This is a genomic window from Vibrio bathopelagicus (assembly GCF_014879975.1).
Lineage (GTDB): Bacteria > Pseudomonadota > Gammaproteobacteria > Enterobacterales > Vibrionaceae > Vibrio > Vibrio bathopelagicus.
In genome coordinates, this window is the sequence record NZ_CP062501.1 from 1,562,281 (window position 1) to 1,581,552 (window position 19,272).

Genomic DNA, 19,272 nt, shown 5'->3' on the forward strand with positions numbered 1-19,272 from the left:
CTCGGTTACAGCTGTCATTTAGTTAAAACGAATTAGTTAAATACAGGTACGTAGTTTTCTGCTTTCGGTAGCGTTTTGATAATGCCTTTGTCGAACATGAACTGCGCATAGTCATCGTAACGTTTTAGATCAACCGCTGAAGGGCGAAGTGCAAAACGAGTCAGTGTGTCGTTCCATGCGCGTTGGTTAAGCTCGTTATTCAACGTATCTGGTGAATACGCCACAAACTCACTCCATGAATCTTGTGGGTGGTTCACAATGTAAGTCGTTGCTTGCTCAAGTGCTTTGTTGAACGCTTTGATCGCTTCATCATCGTGCTGCTTTGTATTCGCCACAAAGATCAGCTCATCGTAAGCTGGTACACCGTGCTCTTCAGGGAAGAATGCTTTGGCTTTAAAGCCTTCAAGTGCTAACTGGTTAGTTTCGAAGTTACGTAAGCCACCCCAAATTGCATCTACCTTGCCCGATGCCAATGAAGACGAAAGCGCCCAGCCGACATTGATGGTTTGCACATCTGTAAACGCAACATTTTCTTGCGCTAACATGGTGCCGATAGTCGCTTCTTCGTTACCCGCAATCGCAATACCGATCTTTTTACCTTTCAAATCCGCTAACGAATCGTTCTTGCCGTTATCCAAAACCATCAACGTATTCAGTGGCGTCGCGATAAGGGTTGATGCACGAACGAGAGGCAGGCCTGCAGCGACATCCATAGTTAAACTTGGTTGATAGGTTACTGCTAGATCGACCTTACCTGCCGCGACTAGTTTTGCAGGTGTGCTTGGGTCAGCGGGCTCTTGGATTTCAACCTCTAAGCCTTGGTCAGCAAAGTAACCGCGCTCTTGAGCGATAACAATCGGACCATGGTTCGGGTTCACAAACCAATCCAACATCAGTGTCAGTTTCTTTTGTTCAGAATCCGCTAGAGCATGACCTGAAACCAATGAAGCAAGCAGTGCCACTGCACCTATCAATTTTGTATTTTTCACAGTTAACCTTTCCTTTTGAATATTATTATTGTGTTTGTAGATCTAATTTTTAACGAGGTGTTGCTTGAGAGAAATAGCACGGAGTGAACCATCACTGGTTCTCCCAAGGGATAGCTTTTTTGAGTAATTTATCGGTGACAAAGTAGAGCGAGATGGACAGCACCGCCAAGATAAATAAAGCAGCAAACATCTCATCGATGATCATGCGCGCGTTGGCCTGTAGCATTAGGTAACCTAACCCTTCACTCGAACCAACCCACTCCCCGACTACTGCGCCAATTGGAGCAATAACCACAGCCACACGAATGCCAGATGCCAGTGTTGGCAGCGCAGCAGGTAGCTGGATATAACGCAGTAGTTGCCATTTAGATGCACCCATAGTCTTAGCGAGATCAAGATAACCTGTTGGTGTATTACGCAAGCCGTCATAACAACAAGTGGTCACGGGGAAGAAGATTATGATCGCCGCCATGACGACTTTTGAGGCAATGCCATAACCAAGCCACAGCATCAACACTGGCGCGATCGCAAACACAGGAATCGCTTGGCTAGCAATTAAGATAGGCAACAACCAGCGTTTCAGCGGTTCGAACATCAACATCTGCAGGGCGAAAAACAGCCCCATGGATAAGCCTAGCAATAGACCAAGTAAGATCTCCTGCGCAGTCACCCAAGTGTGCTTGAGTAACACATCGTAGCGTTCGATTAGCTTGATGAAGACTTCTGCAGGCGCTGGCAGAATAAAGCTTGGCATCTCGAAGATAACCACCACCATTTGCCATAAGCCCAGAATCACAGCACTGCTGATAAGCAAACGCATAACGGGATTCATCTGACTTGGACGTGTAGTGGTAGTCTGCGCGTTGGTTGAACGAGCCACAGCTTCGCTTCGCATTAGATCACTCATAATCACGCTCCAACTGGTCTAAGATGGCTTGTTGTAACTCAGCACATTCACCATCTAACACTCTTGGTGTGAGGGTGTTAGGCACAGACAATGATTGGGCACTCGCAGGCGTGCCTTGCAACACATACAAGTTATCCGCCAAACGCACCGCTTCTTGTGGATCATGAGTGATCAATACAACGGTTTTATCTCTTAACAGTCCACACGCTAAGCTTTGTAGCTTGTGTCTTGTTACCGCATCCAGCGCAGAGAAAGGCTCATCCATCAGCACGACTGGCTTGTCTTGCATTAAGGTTCGAGCCAAAGCAACACGCTGACGCATCCCACCAGACAATTGATCCGGCATTGCATTCGCGTAATCGGCCAAACCAACCGCTGCTAACAGCTCTAGCGCTTGGTTAGTTTGTGCTGCTTTATCAGAAGCTTCGTCTTGAAAGCGAAGGCTCAAACACACATTGTCGATAACCGACAACCACGGCAGTAACAAATCTTGTTGCGCCATGTAAGCAATACGATCGGTTAAAGGCAGTTCATCAGACGTTGCCAATGTGCCCTGCCATTCCACCTTGTCATCCAGTAAGCCTGCCAGATAACGCAACACAGTCGTTTTTCCGCAACCACTTCGACCCAGTAATACCGTCCACTTACCCGCGTTTATGCTCAGCGATAGCCCTGATAAGGTTGCATGTTCACTATCGCGATAACGCAAGGTGGCATTGCTGAGTTGAACCCCAACCGTATCAACGGACATTACTATGTCCAGCGAAGAAGTGGTTTACAGGGCCATGGCCTTGACCGACTTGCAACTCATCAGCATGAGCAATCGCGCGAGAAATGTATTGTTTGCCGAGATCAACTGCCTCTGCCAGCGTATTACCTTGAGCCAAGAAAGAAGCAATCGCTGATGAAAGCGTACAACCAGTACCGTGAGTGTTTTTAGTCGGGAAACGCTTCGCGCTAATCAAAGCAGACGTGGTTGGTAAAATCAGCAGGTCGTTACTGTTTTCATCTTTCTCCAAGTGACCGCCTTTTAGCAGGACTGCTTTAGCACCCAATGCGCGTAGGTCTTCAATCATGCCCTGCATTTCTGCTTCGCTTTCAGGCACGGCTTTGCCGGTAAGTGCTGCGCCTTCTGGCAAGTTAGGCGTAATGATGTCTGCGAGCGGAATCAGCTCTTGTTTTAACGTAGTGATAGCCGAGTTTTCTAGAAGAAGGTCGCCACTGGTTGCCACCATTACAGGGTCGATCACCAAGTGTTTAGGTTGGTATTGTTTGATTTTGTCTGCGACGACTTTGATGATTTGCGAATCCGCCAACATGCCGACTTTTACAGCCACGATATTCAGATCGGTAAACACTGCGTCTAGCTGGCTAGCGACATGCTCAAGTGGGATTGGAAAAATGGCTGATACGCCTTGGGTGTTCTGAGATGTAATCGCGGTAATTACCGAACAAGCGAAACTACCGGTTGCAGACATGGCCTTAATATCAGCTTGAATGCCCGCGCCGCCGCCACTGTCAGAACCCGCAATGGTCAAAACAATCGGAGTATTCGTTCGAACCAAACCATCAGCAGAGTGCCGTGAAACTGAAGCTTTTGGATTTAAATCTTTTGAAATAGAACTGTGTGTCATTGTCGCTCCTACTATCTTACAAAACGTAGGAGAACGAACACCGATCGAAGGAGAAGTCGCAATAAATTCATGAAGGGTTTTCATGAGAGCAGACGTAGATCGAGTGCTTATAGTTCCCTACGCCAGTGTTAACTGAATCAGGTTCAACGGGTCTCGATTAACGATCTCAGCAAACACCAAATAAGGTATATGCCCCCCGACTATTGATAACGATAGTAACAGCACTCTCACAGCTGAGATACTGATTTTCTTCAAATATAAGAATTACGCATGAAAAAATTTCAATTAGGTTCAACTAAACAAACACTTATAGCCTTCCTTTAGATGGCTTCGACTGTATAAACAAGCACAGCACAATCAGAGACATACCAAGCCAGCCTGTAAAAGGAATCAGCTCGCCGACAACGCAGACCGCAAGTACCGCTGCAACTACCGGTTCAAACAGAGTAAGTAGATTGGCACTGCTCGCGGTGACATGGCGTAAACCAAAACTGAACGCGACATAACCCAAACACTGCGGAATGAACGTCAAATAACTGATGACTAATACGTTGGTCTGCGAGGAAAACAGATTCTCACCAGTAAACCAGAGCGTTGGCAGCAACAGCATCGCGCCGAGACCAAAAATACTGCCCATCGCCGCTTGAGACTCAATATCTTTGTCTATCAGTGCTTTTGTCGCCCAAGAATAAATGGCGTAACACAACCCAGCAACAAGACCTAAAGCTATACCCAATAGCTTTAGATCATCACCTGATTCATGCGCCGATGAAGATTCTGAAAACACTAACAACCCAATACCAACCACACCAATCGTAAAGCTAGTGAGCCAACGTCGGTTGATATTATTCTTTTTGCTGATAAGACACTCTAACAGTGCAGAAAAGAAAGGCGCGGTAGCAATCGAAACGACTGTACCAATCGCAACACCAGATAACTTCATAGATGAATAGAAAGCCAAAGGATAAACCGCCAAAGCCAGTGCACTCACCGCTAGCAATTTCTTGTTCAGCAAAAGCTTGTCGAGTGCGGATAGGATCTTTCGAAACGCTAAACCCGCTTGCAGCAAGCCACCAACGCCCATCGAAAACGCACCAATCGCTAATGGGCTGAGATCAGGTGCAAAGCTTGCGGCAGTGCCTGTCGTGCCCCATAAAACAGAAGCAAACAGTATTGCTAAAGTACCCGTTTGGAATTCGTTAACGCGATTGATGGCGAGATTCATTACTATTACCTAGTTTTTTTCATTTCTGAATTAGATAATAGTGAAGATGCTTTAAAATTAGTTTGCAGAACGGACGCTATTCTTGTTTTGGAAGACTCTCTTTCATCGAGCCTAGAAACGCCCTTGGGGACATTCCAAAGTGCTGAGAAAAGCGGCGACTGAACGCAGACACATCAGTATACCCAACGTTTTCAGCGATCAATTGGACAGGCAAATCGGTATGGGTCAACAAGGCTTGCGCTTTCTCCATACGATATCGAGTGATGTATTTAAGCGTACTGATACCCAGGCACTCTTTAAATCGTTTCTTAAACTGCGTTGGGCTCAAGCACGCTGTTTCTGCAAGCTGTGAAATAGAGAGTGGCTGAGCGTAATTATCCGCAATGAGCCTTTGCACCGCGCGAATACGTGGATCGATGCTTTTGCTTACTTGTTGTTGCTCTAACAGCAGTGAAAATACGTCCAAGATTGATGACTCAATACCACTGTCTACTTGATATTCCAGCTGCTTCTCAACAAATAACAAGAAGCTCATCAAAGGCGGTGTTATCGTGAAAACCGAGAGCTCATGCTCTAACAAGTGCTGTGGCAACTCCGCCATATCCGCGACAATAAACCGCGCCGCTTCATCCGCTTTAAATGCATGCGCTGTCGTTACCGGAATCACCACACATTCGCCCACGGCCACTTTGCCGACATATCCCACCATTTCGATATTAATACTGCCTTGGATCGGCAATACCAATTGATGATGGTCATCATGTGCATGGGTATTAAATTGCTTGGTGTAAGATCGAATACTTAAGCTAGATTTCATGAGCAACGCCGGAGTACATTTCGCTAGGTTAGAGTAAGAGACACAACGTTACATTATCACTTCCCTAGAGTCACACTCAATGCTCATCAAATACATGCTAGCTACGTAATCAAAAACGGCCTCCAAATGAGAGGCCGTATTTATTAGAATGGTAAATCACGTCAAAGATTTAAAACGATACTTGGCTATCCTGACCGACCACTACCTGAACACTATTTTGAACATCAAAGATTTCAAAACCATCAGCAACCGGATCAGCATTGTCTTCATCACTGTCATGTTGTGCAGTACAGGTATAGCCTAACGAATACGTACCTGGATCAATGAAGCCCAGAGAAAATTCATAGTTCGTCTGTGCTTGATTCATTGCTACTGACGCTGAAGTGATCGGTTTCACTTCATCACTGCCGCCAATCGGAGCCATGTCAGGCTTATCGACATTACCTTCATACAAGTACACCGACTGAACAAATGTATTGTCACCACCGTTACAAGTGTCATAAGTAGAAAGAGCAACAGTGCCTTCAATATTTCCTGTCTCAACCGTATTGATAAGGCTTACAGACGTTCTTTGAATGGTGTAATCAGGGAAAGTCGAACTGTTCTTTAGGCCACGTCGAAGATCGAACTCAACAACAAAGTCGTTACTTTGTTGGTTCACATTAAATGAGTTATTAAAGTAAAGCACGCCAGCGTTATCTTCTTTACCCACACCTTGCGGGCACGCACCTTCACCTTTCACCGTTAACTCACGAGTCGTATCATCGTTTTCTACCACGTAAGATGGATCTGTTGGGTGATCGCCATCATTCGCAAACACACACAACTTATAACTGCCTACCGGAATTACCTCATTTTCAATCAAAGGGAGCGCATCACTGCCTTGGTAATCCAATAAGTTAACACTTAACGGAATAGGATCCGCACCATCGGGTAATGGATCGCCATTTTCATCAACATAGTCGCCGTTTTCATCCGTTTTATAAACGTCATATATCAATGGAGAACCTCCCTGTTGGGGAAGTAAAGCAACCTTACTGAATGTCACAGTGACGTCTTTAACATCATCAATGGGCGCATCACTTACGCTCAAGGTAATTGGTGTCGTACTGCTTGATGATCCTGAATCACCACCACAACCAACAAGCCCAGCCAGCACAAGGCTCGCTAAAACGGTTTCCTTTAAATACTTCATAACTCATTTCCTATAAAATCACTGCTCAATAAAGGACTTATTTAAGTGCCCTTTTATTCATAGCCTTGTTGTGAGCTCTAGATTGACAACGGTATGGTTCTATCACGCACCTCCAATTATTTGGGGCTGCTACTCGTCCATCATCGCTGTTCAAATAGGTGCACATATCAAGTCGCGCATAGGTTAATTAAGTCTAGTAAGTAATTTGTCAATACGCTCACACATTTGGCAAAGGCTCTGTCAAATGTATTCAAAGTACCTTAGCCATCAAGTAAAAAGCCAAAGAACATGAGTACTTTGGCTTGAGGTTCATTCGAATAAAGAGACTATTCGATAGCTCGAATTTCTATGGCGAATATACCGTGAGTTGGGATCATATCTTGGTACTCGTGGAAGCTATAAAGAAGCTCGACGCCCTCATCAATTGAATGGCTCAACTTTGACAAAACACCCAACCCTTCAGCCATCAATAATGATCTAGGATCAGGGTAATGTCTTACATCCAGCACCTCAACAGTTAACGCATTAGGCTGAATGACATCTAACCCTACAAAGGGTGGGCCCGAAATAACTTGGAAAGAAATTTGGTCACCTGTATTCAACTGATCATATTGAATGGCTTCATAACTATTATTAGTTCTGATCTCAACACGCTTTAAACCGCTCTTAATTGCATCCAGCGGTCGCTGATAAATTTCCAGATTATAACGATTCATAAGCCCTCTTTTTCGAATGTTATATTTAAACTTGTTCAATCATGTAAATCACTGTTGTTAAGATAGCGATAAACACGCCCTTCCATTTAGCTTAGTTCACGCATTTTAGTTGAACGCTAAGATCAAAAAAGCCGTTTAAGTATTGATACTCAAACGGCTTTTTACTCAAGTCTAATTCGCGATCTCAAGATCAGTTAACCGAATTGGCTATCGCTCCCTAACAAAATCGCTCATGCACACTCTATTATTTTTGAAGTTGCTCTTTAGCGGCTTCAACCTTAGAAAAATCTAGGCCAAGCTCTTCAACTGCTTCTTTGATTAGCGCAGGGTTTTGCATTACCTGGCCCATCAGCATTTGAAGTTTATCTTGTGGTAAACCAAGTTGGCTGATTGTCGCCATTGCTGCAAGAGGGTTCTCAGTCAACGTTTTGAATAGCTCACTGATCTGCTCGTCGCTAATATTGTTCTCTTTCAACATTGCTAAAATCGGGTTCATTTTTTTGCCTTTGAAACACTAAATTAAGTAGGAACACAGCATACCATCTAGCTGTGCTCGATTGTACTAACAACTTATACTTTGCCTACGGTGAAGTAACCCTAAACTTAGCGAGACTCTAATGGGTAAGAACGGTAGCTCCACATACCATAAGTTCTCAGTGCGTCACGGTAGATGCCCAACAGCTCACCATCACTCGCTTTCTTTAGATCATCTAACGGCTTGTCTGGGTAAGAAACCGTATCGAAAGTAATGCCCTGAGGACCAGTTTGCCAGCTAGCAATTTCAAACAAAGTTTGACCACGTCGAACATGGCTTGCCGAGCTGATAATGGTCGCGTGCTTAATATCATGACGAGCAAGTGCATAGCTACTGAACAAGGCATTTCCTACCGTGCTGGTCGCGTAGTTCTCTTCAATGATACGATCTTTACTTACCCCTTTCTCGATAAGCCAATCTGCCATTAACTTACCTTCAGTCTTATGGTTCTTTGGCACGCCACCCGTTAACACGATCATCGCATCTGGGTTCGCTTTAGCCATCGCCAATGTTGTCTCAAGACGCTCAATCAAGATCTGATGCATTGAGCCGTCTGGATTAAGCGCGTAACCCAAAGTGACGATCGCGCCATGATCATCGAGCAGACCTTTGTCCGCAGACTCTTTCAACGGAGTTTCTAACACGCGGTCGACCGTTGCAAAAATACGTTTGATGTCTTCTGCTTTGCCTTTGTTCAGGCTTTCCAGTTTCTCCATATGCTTATTGGATTCACTTTCGTTGCCTTCAAATCGCTGCCAAACCGCAAGGTAAGCATGAAGATCGACATCGTCTGGTGCGACCGTCAGCGCTTGCTCAAATAACTCAATAGCGCGCTCTGCATTCTTGTTGTAGATCTGAGCATTCGCTGCCGAAATCAGCAAGTCAGTACGGTAAGGTTCTAACTGGTACGCTTCTAACAATCGGTTGGTCACAATTTCCATGTTGCTTGGCATTTTAGCCGTGAAGCCCGCGTGAGAAATTCTTGCCGGAGACTTAAACGCCTGCAACGCATCAAGAAGTAGTTGGTCGACAACTTGTCGCTTAGTCACCAACTGCGCGTAATCCGCAGAAGCTTGTACTGCGCCATCGTTAGCAGCGAAAGAATAAGGTGTTGCGCCAAAAGCCAGCATGCCACCAAGAGCGAGGGCGATAATGTTCTTTTTCATGGAAGGATCCTGTGTCGTTAAGTGTTCACATCAGATTTGCTCACCAATGTAAGTCCCTAAGATTAAAAAACCGTGAAGCACACCTGAATCTCCAACGTTTATATTCATTTGTTGCATAAGGTGTGGCAGCAAATCACGATTTTGAACTTACCTGTAAGCCTGTGTATCCAGATAATTCTGGTTTTAAGCTGTACTCAACAGTTATGTTGGAATATCTGACTGCGGATTCCATACGCCCTATTTCGCCGAAAACCACCAATCACAAATCCAAACTCCGCATCAAAAACAAACCAAAGCAGCCGATTTAAGAACAATTTTCAACGACTTAAAATTCAACACACTGAATCACTCGATTCTAACCGTCGCTTAAATAACGAAGTTTTAAACACATAGACTTGGAATACGAATCAACAGATTTTCAAATAATTCAAAATCAATTATTGAACGCTCGTTCAAGTGGTGCTTTAATGAATTACCAATACAAGGAGTTACCCCATGCTTAAGTTCTATTTTCACCAAACACCCAACCCAATGAAGATCGCTCTGTTTCTAGAAGAGACAGGCCTAGATTTTGAACTCGTTCCTATCGATACCTTAAAAGGCGAGCAACACACTCCGGAATATCGCTTAATAAACCCGAACGGTAAAACGCCAGCGATCGAAGACGAAGGACAACGCGTTTTTGATTCGAACGCTATCCTTCTGTACCTATCAGAGAAGACGGGCAAGCTAGGTGGGCAACCTGAAGACAGAGCTGAACTGTTATCTTGGATGATGTTTATTGCGAGTGGTCTTGGTCCTTATTCTGGTCAATCGGTACACTTCCGCCATGCTGCGCCAGCAGGCCTAGACCACGCTGTGAACCGTTACCTACGTGAAGCACAACGTCACTACGAAGTGTTAGAAAAGCATATGGAAGGTCGTGAATTTATCGTCGGCAATGAGTACACCATTGTCGATGTCGCTGCATGGGGTTGGATTGATAAAGCACCAGTCGTACTTGGTGAAGAAGGCTTAGAACCTTACCCGAACTTGAAACGTTGGTTTAATGCAATCAACACTCGCCCTGCCGCACTGCGCGCCCGCGAAACCGGCAAAGATGTTGAATTTAAAACTGAACGTGATGAAGAAGCGAAACGTGCGCTGTTCCCGTCTAACTTTCCAATCAACGAATAATTCAGCATAACGACGGCAATATTATCGGCTTCTACATATTTATCTCTAAGATAAAGCGTGCCTTGTTGTTTACTTTGTTCGTCACAAAGCAGATAAAGTTTACGATGTAGGCGAAGTCATTAAACGATCCTCATAGTAACAACACTCAAACAGCAGACTTAATGCCTGCTGTTTTTTTGCGAGTGTTCTTATTGCTAATAATCACTCCTCACCTATAGATATATCTATATCGCTCCTTTACGACACCCTGAACCCTATAAACGATACCCCGCGCAAAGATCAAATCACCACAATCAAATCTAGTCATAAATCTTCATGTCATCAAATGGCAATTATCGAACCTTGATTACTGGCAACATTACTCCTAAGTTTATGAATGTTAGTCATTTAAAACGGATATTTTCTGAATAACTAACTTCGTAACACTAGTTTAGTAAGGATTGTTACGCGATGCGGATACCCCGCCACGCACGGAAATTATAGGTACCATAATGAAACATAAGAGTCTTAAACTGTCAGTTGTCGCAATATCATGCTCACTCGCCTTTTCAGCGAATGCCGCGTCTACCCTTTTTACCAATGTTGACATCTTTAATGGAACTGAAAACAAGCTCTATGAAGACCACAATGTACTCGTGGTTGATAACAAAATAGAGAAGATATCTAAATCTGCAATTGACGCAGCTGATGCAACTGTCGTGGATGGACAAGGTAAAACGATGATTCCAGGGCTTATCGACATGCACTCGCACTTGTGTATTCAAGAAGGCATGTTAGTAGGTAAGCAGGGATATGACCAAATGGCAATGGGTGCCAGAACCTACGTATCAATGAATCAATATCTAGAGCAAGGCTTTACAACGGCTCGTGATGCTGGCTGTAATATCTTAGGTGTAGCAAAAGCGGTTAATAATGGATTGATTGATGGACCTAGAATCTACCCATCAGGTGGTTTCCTAAGCCAAACAGGTGGCCATGCAGACACGGGGAACTTTAATGACCAGCCTGGAGCAGTTGATGATCTAGAACGCCATGGCTTTGGTTATATCGTTGATGGTAAAACGGAAGTCCGTCGCGCGGCACGCCAGAACCTAAGAGCAGGTGCAACCCAAATTAAAGTCATGGCAGGTGGCGGTGTTGCTAGTGAATTTGACCCTATCCACATGACCCAAATGTCGGTAGAAGAGCTAGAGACAGCAGTAGAAGTTGCTAAAGATTATGGCACTTATGTAACCGTACACGCGTATCACGATCGCTCTGTTAACCGTGCTATCGATGCAGGTGTTCGTACTATCGAGCATAACTTCTTGGTATCGGAAGATACAATCAAACGTATGAAAAAAGAAGGCGTTGCACTATCAGCACAAGCGGTAATGTCACTCAAAGCTTTTGCTGAACCAGAATCAATCACTTTCTTTAGTCCAGATCAGAAAGCAAAAGCTTCTAAAGTTTACGAAGGTGCATTACAGATGTTCAAGTGGGCTAAGAAGCACGACATTCTTGTGGTAACCGGTGGTGATATGTTTGGGCCTGCCTATAACATGGCACAGGCTGAGAACATGACCTACATGCAAAAAGCAGGATTCACGCCATTTGATATCATGAAAATGGGAACCTCTAATGCAGCTGAAGTATTAAGCTGGAGTGGTGGTATGAACCCTTATAAATATGGCTCATTAGGTAAGATTGAAGCAGGAGCTTATGCCGACTTGATTCTTGTTGATGGTAATCCACTTGATGACATTGAAATTCTGAATCAATACGAAGAGAAATTCCAATACATCATGAAAGACGGGAAAGTTTACAAAGACACCCTATAACAAAACGAAGGCAAGTTTAACGACTTGCCTTCACTCCCTCAAACAAACGTTATCTCTTATTTTCTATGGTTGTTCAGGATATGATTTCTATGTGTCGCAAACTTTTCTTAACCGTCGTTTTATCTGTCTTTTCTCTTTCAGCTTTTTCTAGCGAAGTGTCGTATACCTATTGGGAAGAACTTCGCCCGAATATAGAAACGATCGAAGATCCTTTTGCGCACCTTAATGTAAATCAATTGGACGATTTAGCCTACGTGGCTAAATATCTTCAAGTTAGCAATACACCAGAACAGTCTCCTTCAGCAGAGCTAAAAAAAGAGTATGCAGTATCTAAGGCTCGACTAGAACAAGCAGGTATTGATATCCATAAATTGCTCGATCTGCGTGAGCAAATAACTGATCAACGAAAAATTATGGCAACGCAAGCAAACCCAAGCATCCTTAACGCAACTCATCGAGTTCCAGGCTATATTACGCCGATCGATTTCGATGGTTTAAAGGTCACTAAGTTTTTGTTTGTCCCAACAGCAGGGGCATGTATCCATACCCCTCCACCACCAGCGAATCAAATGATTTTAGTTAACTACCCACAAGGAATTGAAGTTGACTCTCTATCAACTCCGATGTGGATTGAAGGAAAGATCACAACCAAAGATTCCACTTTAGATATTAGCTATGTCGATGGTGAATCCGAAGTCTCCACAATCTATTCTATGGACGCAAGTAAAGTCGACTTCTATTAATCAGGTACCCGTGTAACACGCTTCTTATATCAAAGAGCCGCTAAAAAGCGGCTCTTGATTTTTTAACTATTCGAATCAGTTCAGATTACTCTTTACCGAATACGTTGTTCTCTTGCTCTTGTACACGGATGAAAGTCGTACGCTTAGTTAGCTCTTTAAGCTTTGCTGCGCCTACGTATGTACAAGTTGAACGTACACCACCAAGGATGTCAGAAATTGTGTTGTGAACTGAACCACGGTATGGAAGTAAAACAGTTTTACCTTCTGCAGCGCGGTACTTAGCAACACCACCTGAGTGCTTGTCCATAGCCGACTGAGATGACATGCCGTAGAACTTCATGTATTGCTTACCGTCTTGCTCTACAACTTCACCGCCGGACTCAGAGTGACCAGCTAGCATGCCGCCTAGCATTACGAAGTCAGCACCGCCGCCGAATGCTTTAGATACGTCACCCGCACATGAACAACCACCGTCACCGATGATCATGCCGCCAAGGCCGTGTGCCGCGTCGCCACACTCGATGATTGCAGAAAGTTGAGGGTAACCTACGCCTGTTTTAACACGTGTAGTACAAACCGAACCAGGGCCGATACCAACCTTAACGATGTCTGCACCCGCTAGGATTAGCTCTTCAACCATGTCACCTGTTACAACGTTACCCGCTGAGATAACTTTAGTTGGGAATTCAGCACGTACTTTTTGTACGAACTCAACAAGGTGCTCTGAGTAGCCGTTAGCGATATCGATACAGATGAACACAAACTCTTCGCTAAGCGCCATGATCTTCTTAACTTTCTCGAACTCAGCTTCAGAAGTACCAGTTGATACAAAAACGTTGTTCAGCGTTTTCTTGTCTGCTGTTTTAGCAAACTCAGCCCACTGCTCTACTGTGTAGTGCTTGTGTACTGCAGTCATAACACCGTGCTCTGCTAGAGCGGCTGCCATTTCAAAGCTTGCTACCGAATCCATGTTCGCTGCAATTACTGGAGTACCAGACCATTGACGACCGCTATGCTTGAATGTAAAATCGCGGGTTAATTCAACTTGAGAACGGCTTTTAAGGGTAGAACGCTTCGGACGGAAGAGTACATCTTTGAAACCTAACTTAAGTTCTTGTTCGATACGCATGGTGTTTTCCTTGATTCATAAAATTATGTGTCTCTCGCGAAATGCGTAGTAAAACCGTTGGCAGACGAGTTTACTTTTCTTCGGACACAAAAAAACCGGAGCGTTGGCAGACGCTCCGGTTTTCAGCATTATAGGTCGTGATTTAGTAACAGCAAGTCTGATATTTCACTTTTTTTTATGCTATCCTCTCAAAGATTCCATATCTGCTAAAAACTCCTCAGCTTTATTTTCCCACTAAATTCTTACTAATTAATAACTTAGCTAACTATTTACGCAAACGCTGTCGGTTTATTGCGCAATCGTTTTCCTCCCTATTTCACTCAATATCACCCTCATTAAGCTATAATGTGAAGAAAGTGCCTCGAAATCACATAAAAATCACACTTTTCTCCAACAAAAAAATGTCTTTTTTCTTAAATAAATTCGATTTTTTCCCAAATTTTCTTTGTTTTCGACCAAATTCAGCAATCTCATCACCTTGTCAGTTAGCCTCTGTTTGGAAACGCACCGTGCAATCAGTCCGATCTAGAGGTCGAGATTCACTTAGTTTCGATAATCTAAGGTGGGCGAACCATCAAATGCACCACTCAAGACTCAACTTTATAAACTGATCGCGTTCAAAAAAGCGCTTCTTTATAGCCGTGTTGTTCATTCAATCGAGATGATTCAGTAAAGGTGCTCGAACAAAGCGAGTTGGCTGACGTGAAAAACTGCGTGAATATGAGAGTTAGCGGTAGCCAAATGTAGAAAATGAGTAGGCTAAAATCCGAAGCCTAGAAAGCAGGCTAAAAGTATGAAAAGTAGAGTTGAAGAATAGAAAGCAAAAAAATGGCTAAGGTGATTAACCTTAGCCATTTCTATTTGATGTTTGGATTGTTGTTTCCAAGCTATTGAGTCATTGAACTAAGTCAGGTTCTAGCCCTTATTAGACATCAACGCTTCTGCGGTCGCATCTTGAATAGACAAGAACAACGAAGTCACTTGGCCTGTTGGAGAACGCATCGGATTCAGTGTCACGTTCTGATACATGAAATCAGCTTGTTGAGTTACAGGGCGAACATTGCGGCACTTAAACAGATAAGGCCTTTGTTGCCATGTAATGAAGCTGCGACAGCCTAGATCGTAGACTGGCTTAGTTTTGAGCCTAAACCACTCTTCAGGGATTTCAGGGAACAGTTCAAAGATAGACTTACCAATAGCATCATGCGATTGCTTACCGCTATGGTGCGTCATGAAGCCATTCCAAACTTGTACCTGAAAGTCACGGTTAATGACCACCAGCCCCATATCGACGTTTTGAACCATGTCCACCATCCAGTGGAACTGTTCAAATTCAGCAGGAAGATTCAGCATATTAAAACTCCTCCATTAGGTAGGCCAATTTGTTATCTAGAAGAGGCAGAGACTCATCAACGAACATAAATAGAAGATCACAACGGATTGAAGTGCCATCAATGTTGTAGCTAACTTCAAACGTCATGGTCTTCTTAAACGAGCCGCTGGTATTTTCAATGACAGAATCAATCGAGATGTGTTGCCCTAGCAGAACCGGAGAGCTTTGGAAAAAACGTACTTCTGATTGTTCCCCTAGTCCATTCAAGAATGAACCAACAAGGATGTTCGACACATCCATAAGCAATTCTAATTCTTCTAGCTGTTCACTTTCGGTTGGTACCTTCATGAGCTTTTTAAGATCGCTCACACTGGAATCACTCAGTAAGACTAACGCTTCACCCGCAATGCCTTCTCCACTGAAGCCTTGGCAAACACCCGAAACTTGGTCGTTGTCTGCTAGATCACGAAGTGCCATGTGCAATTCACTGACTTCGAAGATGTTTACGTTCGGCAGTGGTAAATGGACAAATACATTAAAGTGACGCGCCAGTGCATCGGCTGCTCGGCCTATCGCTACGTTCGCCACTTCCATATAGATATCGCGCCTACGGAGAATTGGCAGCTCTAATGGGCTAGGAATAACGAGTTGCGGCTGTTTTGGTGGCTCAACATGCTCACGTAAAATCGTTTTTAGCGCTTCTTTATCAATCGGCTTTTGCAGAAAGGCTTTCGCCCCAAGTTCCATGACTTTCTGTTGAGCTTTTGGCTGGATATCACCAGACACGACAACCACAGGCGTTGGGTCGCCTAGTCGCTTCATCTCTTCCAGAGTTCCATACCCATCTAACTCAGGCATGGTGAGGTCGAGGAACATCAATTGGAATTTCTGTTGTGCTAGCTTTTCAAGCGCATCTAGCCCATGGACAGCAAAGGTTATATCCGCATTAAGAGAAGCAGGCAGTGAGCGCGCCATCTGCTTCCTTGCTAACGCAGAATCATCACATATAAGAACTGGGAACGACATAAATGCACCACCGACAAATTAAAGCTAATTCGGACGAGTGTAACAGAACATTATGGTATCAGGTACGGGGTGAATGGATTTATATGTAGATTATTAGTAAGAATGATGAAACAAGCAGGTAAGTTATTATCTCGCATTATTCTTTATGAAAAACAATATGCTACAAAGATAATAACAACTCGATATTGTGGAGTATTCACACTATTTTATTAAATCAAAGCCTTAATAAGTCAGTTTATTAAGGCTCGGTTTACTCATGCATTTATCGCTTTTATATATCCGATACAAGAGAGCGAATGCAAGATGTCTTATACATCAGAGCAAATACAAACAAGCTAGAACTGGTATGAAGGCCACAGGATCAGTAATGCGAAACGTATCACCACGGCAAAGACCAATAAAGCGATGCCTAAACGGTACCATTTGTATTCCGCAATATTCATTGGGATACGCTTATAAAACATAGTAATCACGCCCTTCCAATCACTACTGCGTCTTCCGTACTGCATCATGCTCGTCAAAACAAACAGTGCGCCAAGCACTAACATTCCTTTTTCAGCCCAGAACAATCCAACTTCCATTTGTGTATTCCTTGATAAAACGGTGAGCAACTCAAATCATTCTAGTCACCTTTGCGCTCGGTTTCTGTAAGACCAAGGTCTAACTTGTTCTGTGTCTACGAGAACGTAACTTTCTGAACATAGCTTTCTGAACGTAATCAGTTAGACGCACTTAACTGAACAGCGTGTTCATATCGAGTTCAGCTCCGCCGTCTATACTCTTGTTTCCACTAACAGGAGAAACTCAATGAAATCACTGAAAAAGTCGCTTTGTGTATTAACTGCTTCAGCTTTACTCGTTACCGCTCCGTTTGTGAGTGCTTCAACACCACAACAACCGCCGCAACCAGCGCTTAGCCCACTGCAAATGGTTATTGCTTCTTTGAATCTAACTGAAGAGCAACAAGCGGAAGTGTTCTCTCTTGTTGAAGATTATCAATCCGATAGAACAGAAATTGATATGGAGAGCGCGATAGAACTGAAGAAGAAACAGGTCAGCCTGGTGACTCAACCTGATTTTGATGAAGCCGAGATGGAAAAAGTCATCGACACAGTTCAAGCCACTGAGAAGTCAATGGTGATGCAAGAAATGCGTCTTAAGAACAACATCTATAACGTGTTAACTGAAGCGCAAAAAGAGCAATTCAAAACGATGATGAAATCAGCGCTGACGGGTGGAAAACCTCCTGTTGGAAAACAATAGACAGCTCTGCCCTGATATAGATTCCCTTTCCCCCACGAATAAAAGGGATCGAAACAGACAACAAAAAGCCGCAGTCACCTTAATGACTGCGGCTTTTTATCGAAGGTTCTTCATCGACAGCAGAGAAGTTTTGTCAATTGGCCTATATGGCAGATCAATACGCATGCTTAAAAATAGATCAGCCTCTCAACTTATTTACGTGTAAGCATGATTAGACAGATCCGGAGACTTGCTGTTCTTTTGAATAACACGCATCAATTGGATAAGCAGCAGAATACCTGTGACACCTAAACCAACACCGATCCCGCCCCAGATCCCTGCTAATTCGAATTTTGGCATCAGATACCAAGCGGCAGGCAGGCCAAACGCCCAGTAGCCAATGGCTGTCATCACGGTTGGCATTGAGACAATTTTCATCCCTCTTAGCAAGTTAATCGCCAGTAGTTGCCAAGCATCAACAATAAAGCACAGAGCAACGACCCAAATAACAGAAGCCAACAGCGAAGTCATCGCGCCAGTGCCATCGTCTAACTTAAAAATAGAAGCGATCATTTCAGGCCATATGATGAACACGGCTGACAGCGCTACGCTCAATACCGACACCAAAATAAAGCTTAGAATCGAGGTTCTTTTGATTCCTTCGTAGTTACCCGCGCCAAAATCGCGACCAACCAAAATAGCGGCAGCTTGTGAGAAACCAAAGTTGAAGTTCCAAGTAAAGCTTAAACATTGAAGCAGAATTTGATGCAGAGCTAACGAAGCGATACTGATCGTACCCGCCATTAATGTACCGCCGTATATCAAGCCATGCTCAAGTAAAGCCGCTAGCCCAATAGGTAAACCCATCATTAATAAAGGGCTCATCAGCTTAATAGAGTACTCTTCGGTATTTAACCAAGGGGCGAATTGCTTGAACTCGTCACGGTTGAACACCCAAACCGTGTATCCAACCATCACGATAAATGCCGCGATAGCCGTACCTAAACCCAAACCTGTTAAGCCCATATCAAGTTGGAACGTGAGGAAGTAGCTCACAGGCACGTTTAGAATTACGGTGATCACAGACATCACGAGAATTGATCGCACATTGCCAAACGCACTGGTTAAGCCACGAAGCACCAACAAGATAAGTGAAGGCAACATCACCCATTTCAAGGCGTGCACATATTCCATGGCTAAGGTGATCACTTCTGGTGGCTGTTTTGCTGCTTCTAATACCAACGGAGCAAACCAGAAACTGGCCATTAAAATCACGCTGAGCACGAATGCCAACATGGTTGCGCCTTTCACCGCCAATCTGATTTGTGTATTACCAAACTCTGGGCGAGCGACGCGCTGACCATAAGCGATCGCGATCAGGTTAGCGACACAGCCTACCGTGCTGCTCGCAATAATAAAGATGAAAAAGTAGATAGAGGCACCCAAGCCACCAGCCGCTAGGGCTGACACGCTGATTCGCGACATCATCCAAACATCAGTAAGGACTAAAGCCATGGATATCAGCTGTGAAATGATCAAAGGGAATGCAAGAGTGAGTATTTTTTTCATGAGCGCCTCAGTTAATTCGCCCAAAATACGATCGATGAGGCTGGCGTTCA

General features: G+C 44.0%; 19 protein-coding genes and 1 riboswitch. Of the genes, 4 read left to right on the top strand and 15 right to left on the bottom strand.

Features of this window, described 5'->3' with window-relative positions; all coding sequences use genetic code 11:
- Window positions 1-32: 32 nt before the first annotated feature.
- The 10 genes from IHV80_RS23235 to IHV80_RS23280 all read right to left on the bottom strand — a co-directional run bounded on the left by IHV80_RS23235 (window position 33) and on the right by IHV80_RS23280 (window position 9,184).
- A complete protein-coding gene (locus tag IHV80_RS23235) occupies window positions 33-989 on the bottom strand; it encodes an ABC transporter substrate-binding protein (RefSeq protein WP_192891158.1) in 957 nt (318 codons plus the stop codon).
- Window positions 990-1,080: 91 nt separating this feature from the next.
- Window positions 1,081-1,896 (bottom strand): ABC transporter permease, encoded by an 816-nt coding sequence (locus IHV80_RS23240; RefSeq protein ID WP_192891159.1) that lies wholly within the window; start codon window positions 1,894-1,896, stop codon window positions 1,081-1,083.
- Window positions 1,889-2,647, bottom strand: a complete 759-nt coding sequence (locus IHV80_RS23245; protein WP_192891160.1) for an ABC transporter ATP-binding protein — start codon at window positions 2,645-2,647, stop codon at window positions 1,889-1,891. The genes IHV80_RS23240 and IHV80_RS23245 overlap by 8 nt, the downstream gene beginning before the upstream one ends.
- Window positions 2,637-3,530 carry a bifunctional hydroxymethylpyrimidine kinase/phosphomethylpyrimidine kinase gene (gene thiD / locus IHV80_RS23250; protein ID WP_192891161.1) on the bottom strand — a complete coding sequence of 298 codons (894 nt, stop codon included), beginning with the start codon at window positions 3,528-3,530 and terminating at the stop codon, window positions 2,637-2,639. The genes IHV80_RS23245 and thiD overlap by 11 nt, the downstream gene beginning before the upstream one ends.
- A 97-nt stretch (window positions 3,531-3,627) precedes the next feature.
- Window positions 3,628-3,739, bottom strand: a riboswitch (TPP riboswitch).
- A gap of 98 nt (window positions 3,740-3,837) precedes the next feature.
- Window positions 3,838-4,755, bottom strand: a complete 918-nt coding sequence (locus IHV80_RS23255) for a DMT family transporter (RefSeq protein ID WP_192891162.1) — start codon at window positions 4,753-4,755, stop codon at window positions 3,838-3,840.
- Between the two features lie 76 nt (window positions 4,756-4,831).
- Window positions 4,832-5,572, bottom strand: coding sequence for a helix-turn-helix domain-containing protein (locus tag IHV80_RS23260; RefSeq protein WP_192891163.1), 741 nt, complete (start codon window positions 5,570-5,572; stop codon window positions 4,832-4,834).
- Window positions 5,573-5,741: 169 nt separating this feature from the next.
- Window positions 5,742-6,767 carry a DUF4382 domain-containing protein gene (locus IHV80_RS23265; protein ID WP_192891164.1) on the bottom strand — a complete coding sequence of 342 codons (1,026 nt, stop codon included), beginning with the start codon at window positions 6,765-6,767 and terminating at the stop codon, window positions 5,742-5,744.
- Window positions 6,768-7,093: 326 nt separating this feature from the next.
- Window positions 7,094-7,483 (bottom strand): ASCH domain-containing protein, encoded by a 390-nt coding sequence (locus tag IHV80_RS23270; protein WP_192891165.1) that lies wholly within the window; start codon window positions 7,481-7,483, stop codon window positions 7,094-7,096.
- 244 nt (window positions 7,484-7,727) lie between these two features.
- On the bottom strand, window positions 7,728-7,979 hold the full coding sequence (locus IHV80_RS23275) for a DUF2999 family protein (RefSeq protein WP_004731647.1): 252 nt from the start codon (window positions 7,977-7,979) through the stop codon (window positions 7,728-7,730).
- 107 nt (window positions 7,980-8,086) lie between these two features.
- Window positions 8,087-9,184 (bottom strand): YdcF family protein, encoded by a 1,098-nt coding sequence (locus tag IHV80_RS23280; protein ID WP_192891166.1) that lies wholly within the window; start codon window positions 9,182-9,184, stop codon window positions 8,087-8,089.
- A gap of 495 nt (window positions 9,185-9,679) precedes the next feature.
- Between IHV80_RS23280 and IHV80_RS23285 the strand changes: the two genes are divergently transcribed.
- The 3 genes from IHV80_RS23285 (at window position 9,680) to IHV80_RS23295 (ending at window position 12,923) form a co-directional block, all read left to right on the top strand.
- Entirely contained in the window at window positions 9,680-10,360 is a 681-nt protein-coding gene (locus IHV80_RS23285) for a glutathione S-transferase family protein (protein ID WP_192891167.1), read from the top strand.
- Between the two features lie 491 nt (window positions 10,361-10,851).
- Window positions 10,852-12,180, top strand: a complete 1,329-nt coding sequence (locus tag IHV80_RS23290) for a metal-dependent hydrolase family protein (protein WP_192891168.1) — start codon at window positions 10,852-10,854, stop codon at window positions 12,178-12,180.
- Between the two features lie 89 nt (window positions 12,181-12,269).
- Window positions 12,270-12,923: a DUF3299 domain-containing protein gene (locus IHV80_RS23295; RefSeq protein ID WP_192891169.1), complete on the top strand. Its 654-nt coding sequence runs from the start codon at window positions 12,270-12,272 to the stop codon at window positions 12,921-12,923.
- 85 nt (window positions 12,924-13,008) lie between these two features.
- Here IHV80_RS23295 and IHV80_RS23300 read toward each other — a convergent pair whose 3' ends face one another.
- The 4 genes from IHV80_RS23300 to IHV80_RS23315 form a co-directional block, all read right to left on the bottom strand.
- Complete coding sequence (locus IHV80_RS23300) at window positions 13,009-14,052, bottom strand: GMP reductase (protein ID WP_009844818.1); 1,044 nt, start codon at window positions 14,050-14,052, stop codon at window positions 13,009-13,011.
- A 915-nt stretch (window positions 14,053-14,967) separates the two neighbouring features.
- Complete coding sequence (locus IHV80_RS23305; RefSeq protein WP_102433974.1) at window positions 14,968-15,405, bottom strand: PAS domain-containing protein; 438 nt, start codon at window positions 15,403-15,405, stop codon at window positions 14,968-14,970.
- Between the two features lies 1 nt (window position 15,406).
- On the bottom strand, window positions 15,407-16,411 hold the full coding sequence (locus tag IHV80_RS23310) for a response regulator (protein ID WP_102433975.1): 1,005 nt from the start codon (window positions 16,409-16,411) through the stop codon (window positions 15,407-15,409).
- Window positions 16,412-16,746: 335 nt separating this feature from the next.
- A complete protein-coding gene (locus IHV80_RS23315; protein ID WP_029223306.1) occupies window positions 16,747-16,992 on the bottom strand; it encodes a hypothetical protein in 246 nt (81 codons plus the stop codon).
- Between the two features lie 226 nt (window positions 16,993-17,218).
- Between IHV80_RS23315 and IHV80_RS23320 the strand changes: the two genes are divergently transcribed.
- Complete coding sequence (locus tag IHV80_RS23320; RefSeq protein ID WP_192891170.1) at window positions 17,219-17,674, top strand: Spy/CpxP family protein refolding chaperone; 456 nt, start codon at window positions 17,219-17,221, stop codon at window positions 17,672-17,674.
- 195 nt (window positions 17,675-17,869) lie between these two features.
- Here the strand turns inward: IHV80_RS23320 and IHV80_RS23325 are convergent, their stop codons facing one another.
- Complete coding sequence (locus tag IHV80_RS23325) at window positions 17,870-19,222, bottom strand: MATE family efflux transporter (RefSeq protein ID WP_192891171.1); 1,353 nt, start codon at window positions 19,220-19,222, stop codon at window positions 17,870-17,872.
- Window positions 19,223-19,272 lie beyond the last annotated feature (50 nt).

Excerpts from the sequence above, each read along its gene's own strand:
- IHV80_RS23240 (WP_192891159.1), bottom strand. The coding sequence starts at position 1,896 with ATGAGTGATCTAATGCGAAGCGAAGCTGTGGCTCGTTCAACCAACGCG.
- IHV80_RS23245 (WP_192891160.1), bottom strand. The coding sequence starts at position 2,647 with ATGTCCGTTGATACGGTTGGGGTTCAACTCAGCAATGCCACCTTGCGT.
- thiD (WP_192891161.1), bottom strand. The coding sequence starts at position 3,530 with ATGACACACAGTTCTATTTCAAAAGATTTAAATCCAAAAGCTTCAGTT.
- IHV80_RS23255 (WP_192891162.1), bottom strand. The coding sequence starts at position 4,755 with ATGAATCTCGCCATCAATCGCGTTAACGAATTCCAAACGGGTACTTTA.
- IHV80_RS23260 (WP_192891163.1), bottom strand. The coding sequence starts at position 5,572 with ATGAAATCTAGCTTAAGTATTCGATCTTACACCAAGCAATTTAATACC.
- IHV80_RS23265 (WP_192891164.1), bottom strand. The coding sequence starts at position 6,767 with ATGAAGTATTTAAAGGAAACCGTTTTAGCGAGCCTTGTGCTGGCTGGG.
- IHV80_RS23270 (WP_192891165.1), bottom strand. The coding sequence starts at position 7,483 with ATGAATCGTTATAATCTGGAAATTTATCAGCGACCGCTGGATGCAATT.
- IHV80_RS23275 (WP_004731647.1), bottom strand. The coding sequence starts at position 7,979 with ATGAACCCGATTTTAGCAATGTTGAAAGAGAACAATATTAGCGACGAG.
- IHV80_RS23280 (WP_192891166.1), bottom strand. The coding sequence starts at position 9,184 with ATGAAAAAGAACATTATCGCCCTCGCTCTTGGTGGCATGCTGGCTTTT.
- IHV80_RS23285 (WP_192891167.1), top strand. The coding sequence starts at position 9,680 with ATGCTTAAGTTCTATTTTCACCAAACACCCAACCCAATGAAGATCGCT.
- IHV80_RS23290 (WP_192891168.1), top strand. The coding sequence starts at position 10,852 with ATGAAACATAAGAGTCTTAAACTGTCAGTTGTCGCAATATCATGCTCA.
- IHV80_RS23295 (WP_192891169.1), top strand. The coding sequence starts at position 12,270 with ATGTGTCGCAAACTTTTCTTAACCGTCGTTTTATCTGTCTTTTCTCTT.
- IHV80_RS23300 (WP_009844818.1), bottom strand. The coding sequence starts at position 14,052 with ATGCGTATCGAACAAGAACTTAAGTTAGGTTTCAAAGATGTACTCTTC.
- IHV80_RS23305 (WP_102433974.1), bottom strand. The coding sequence starts at position 15,405 with ATGCTGAATCTTCCTGCTGAATTTGAACAGTTCCACTGGATGGTGGAC.
- IHV80_RS23310 (WP_102433975.1), bottom strand. The coding sequence starts at position 16,411 with ATGTCGTTCCCAGTTCTTATATGTGATGATTCTGCGTTAGCAAGGAAG.
- IHV80_RS23315 (WP_029223306.1), bottom strand. The coding sequence starts at position 16,992 with ATGGAAGTTGGATTGTTCTGGGCTGAAAAAGGAATGTTAGTGCTTGGC.
- IHV80_RS23320 (WP_192891170.1), top strand. The coding sequence starts at position 17,219 with ATGAAATCACTGAAAAAGTCGCTTTGTGTATTAACTGCTTCAGCTTTA.
- IHV80_RS23325 (WP_192891171.1), bottom strand. The coding sequence starts at position 19,222 with ATGAAAAAAATACTCACTCTTGCATTCCCTTTGATCATTTCACAGCTG.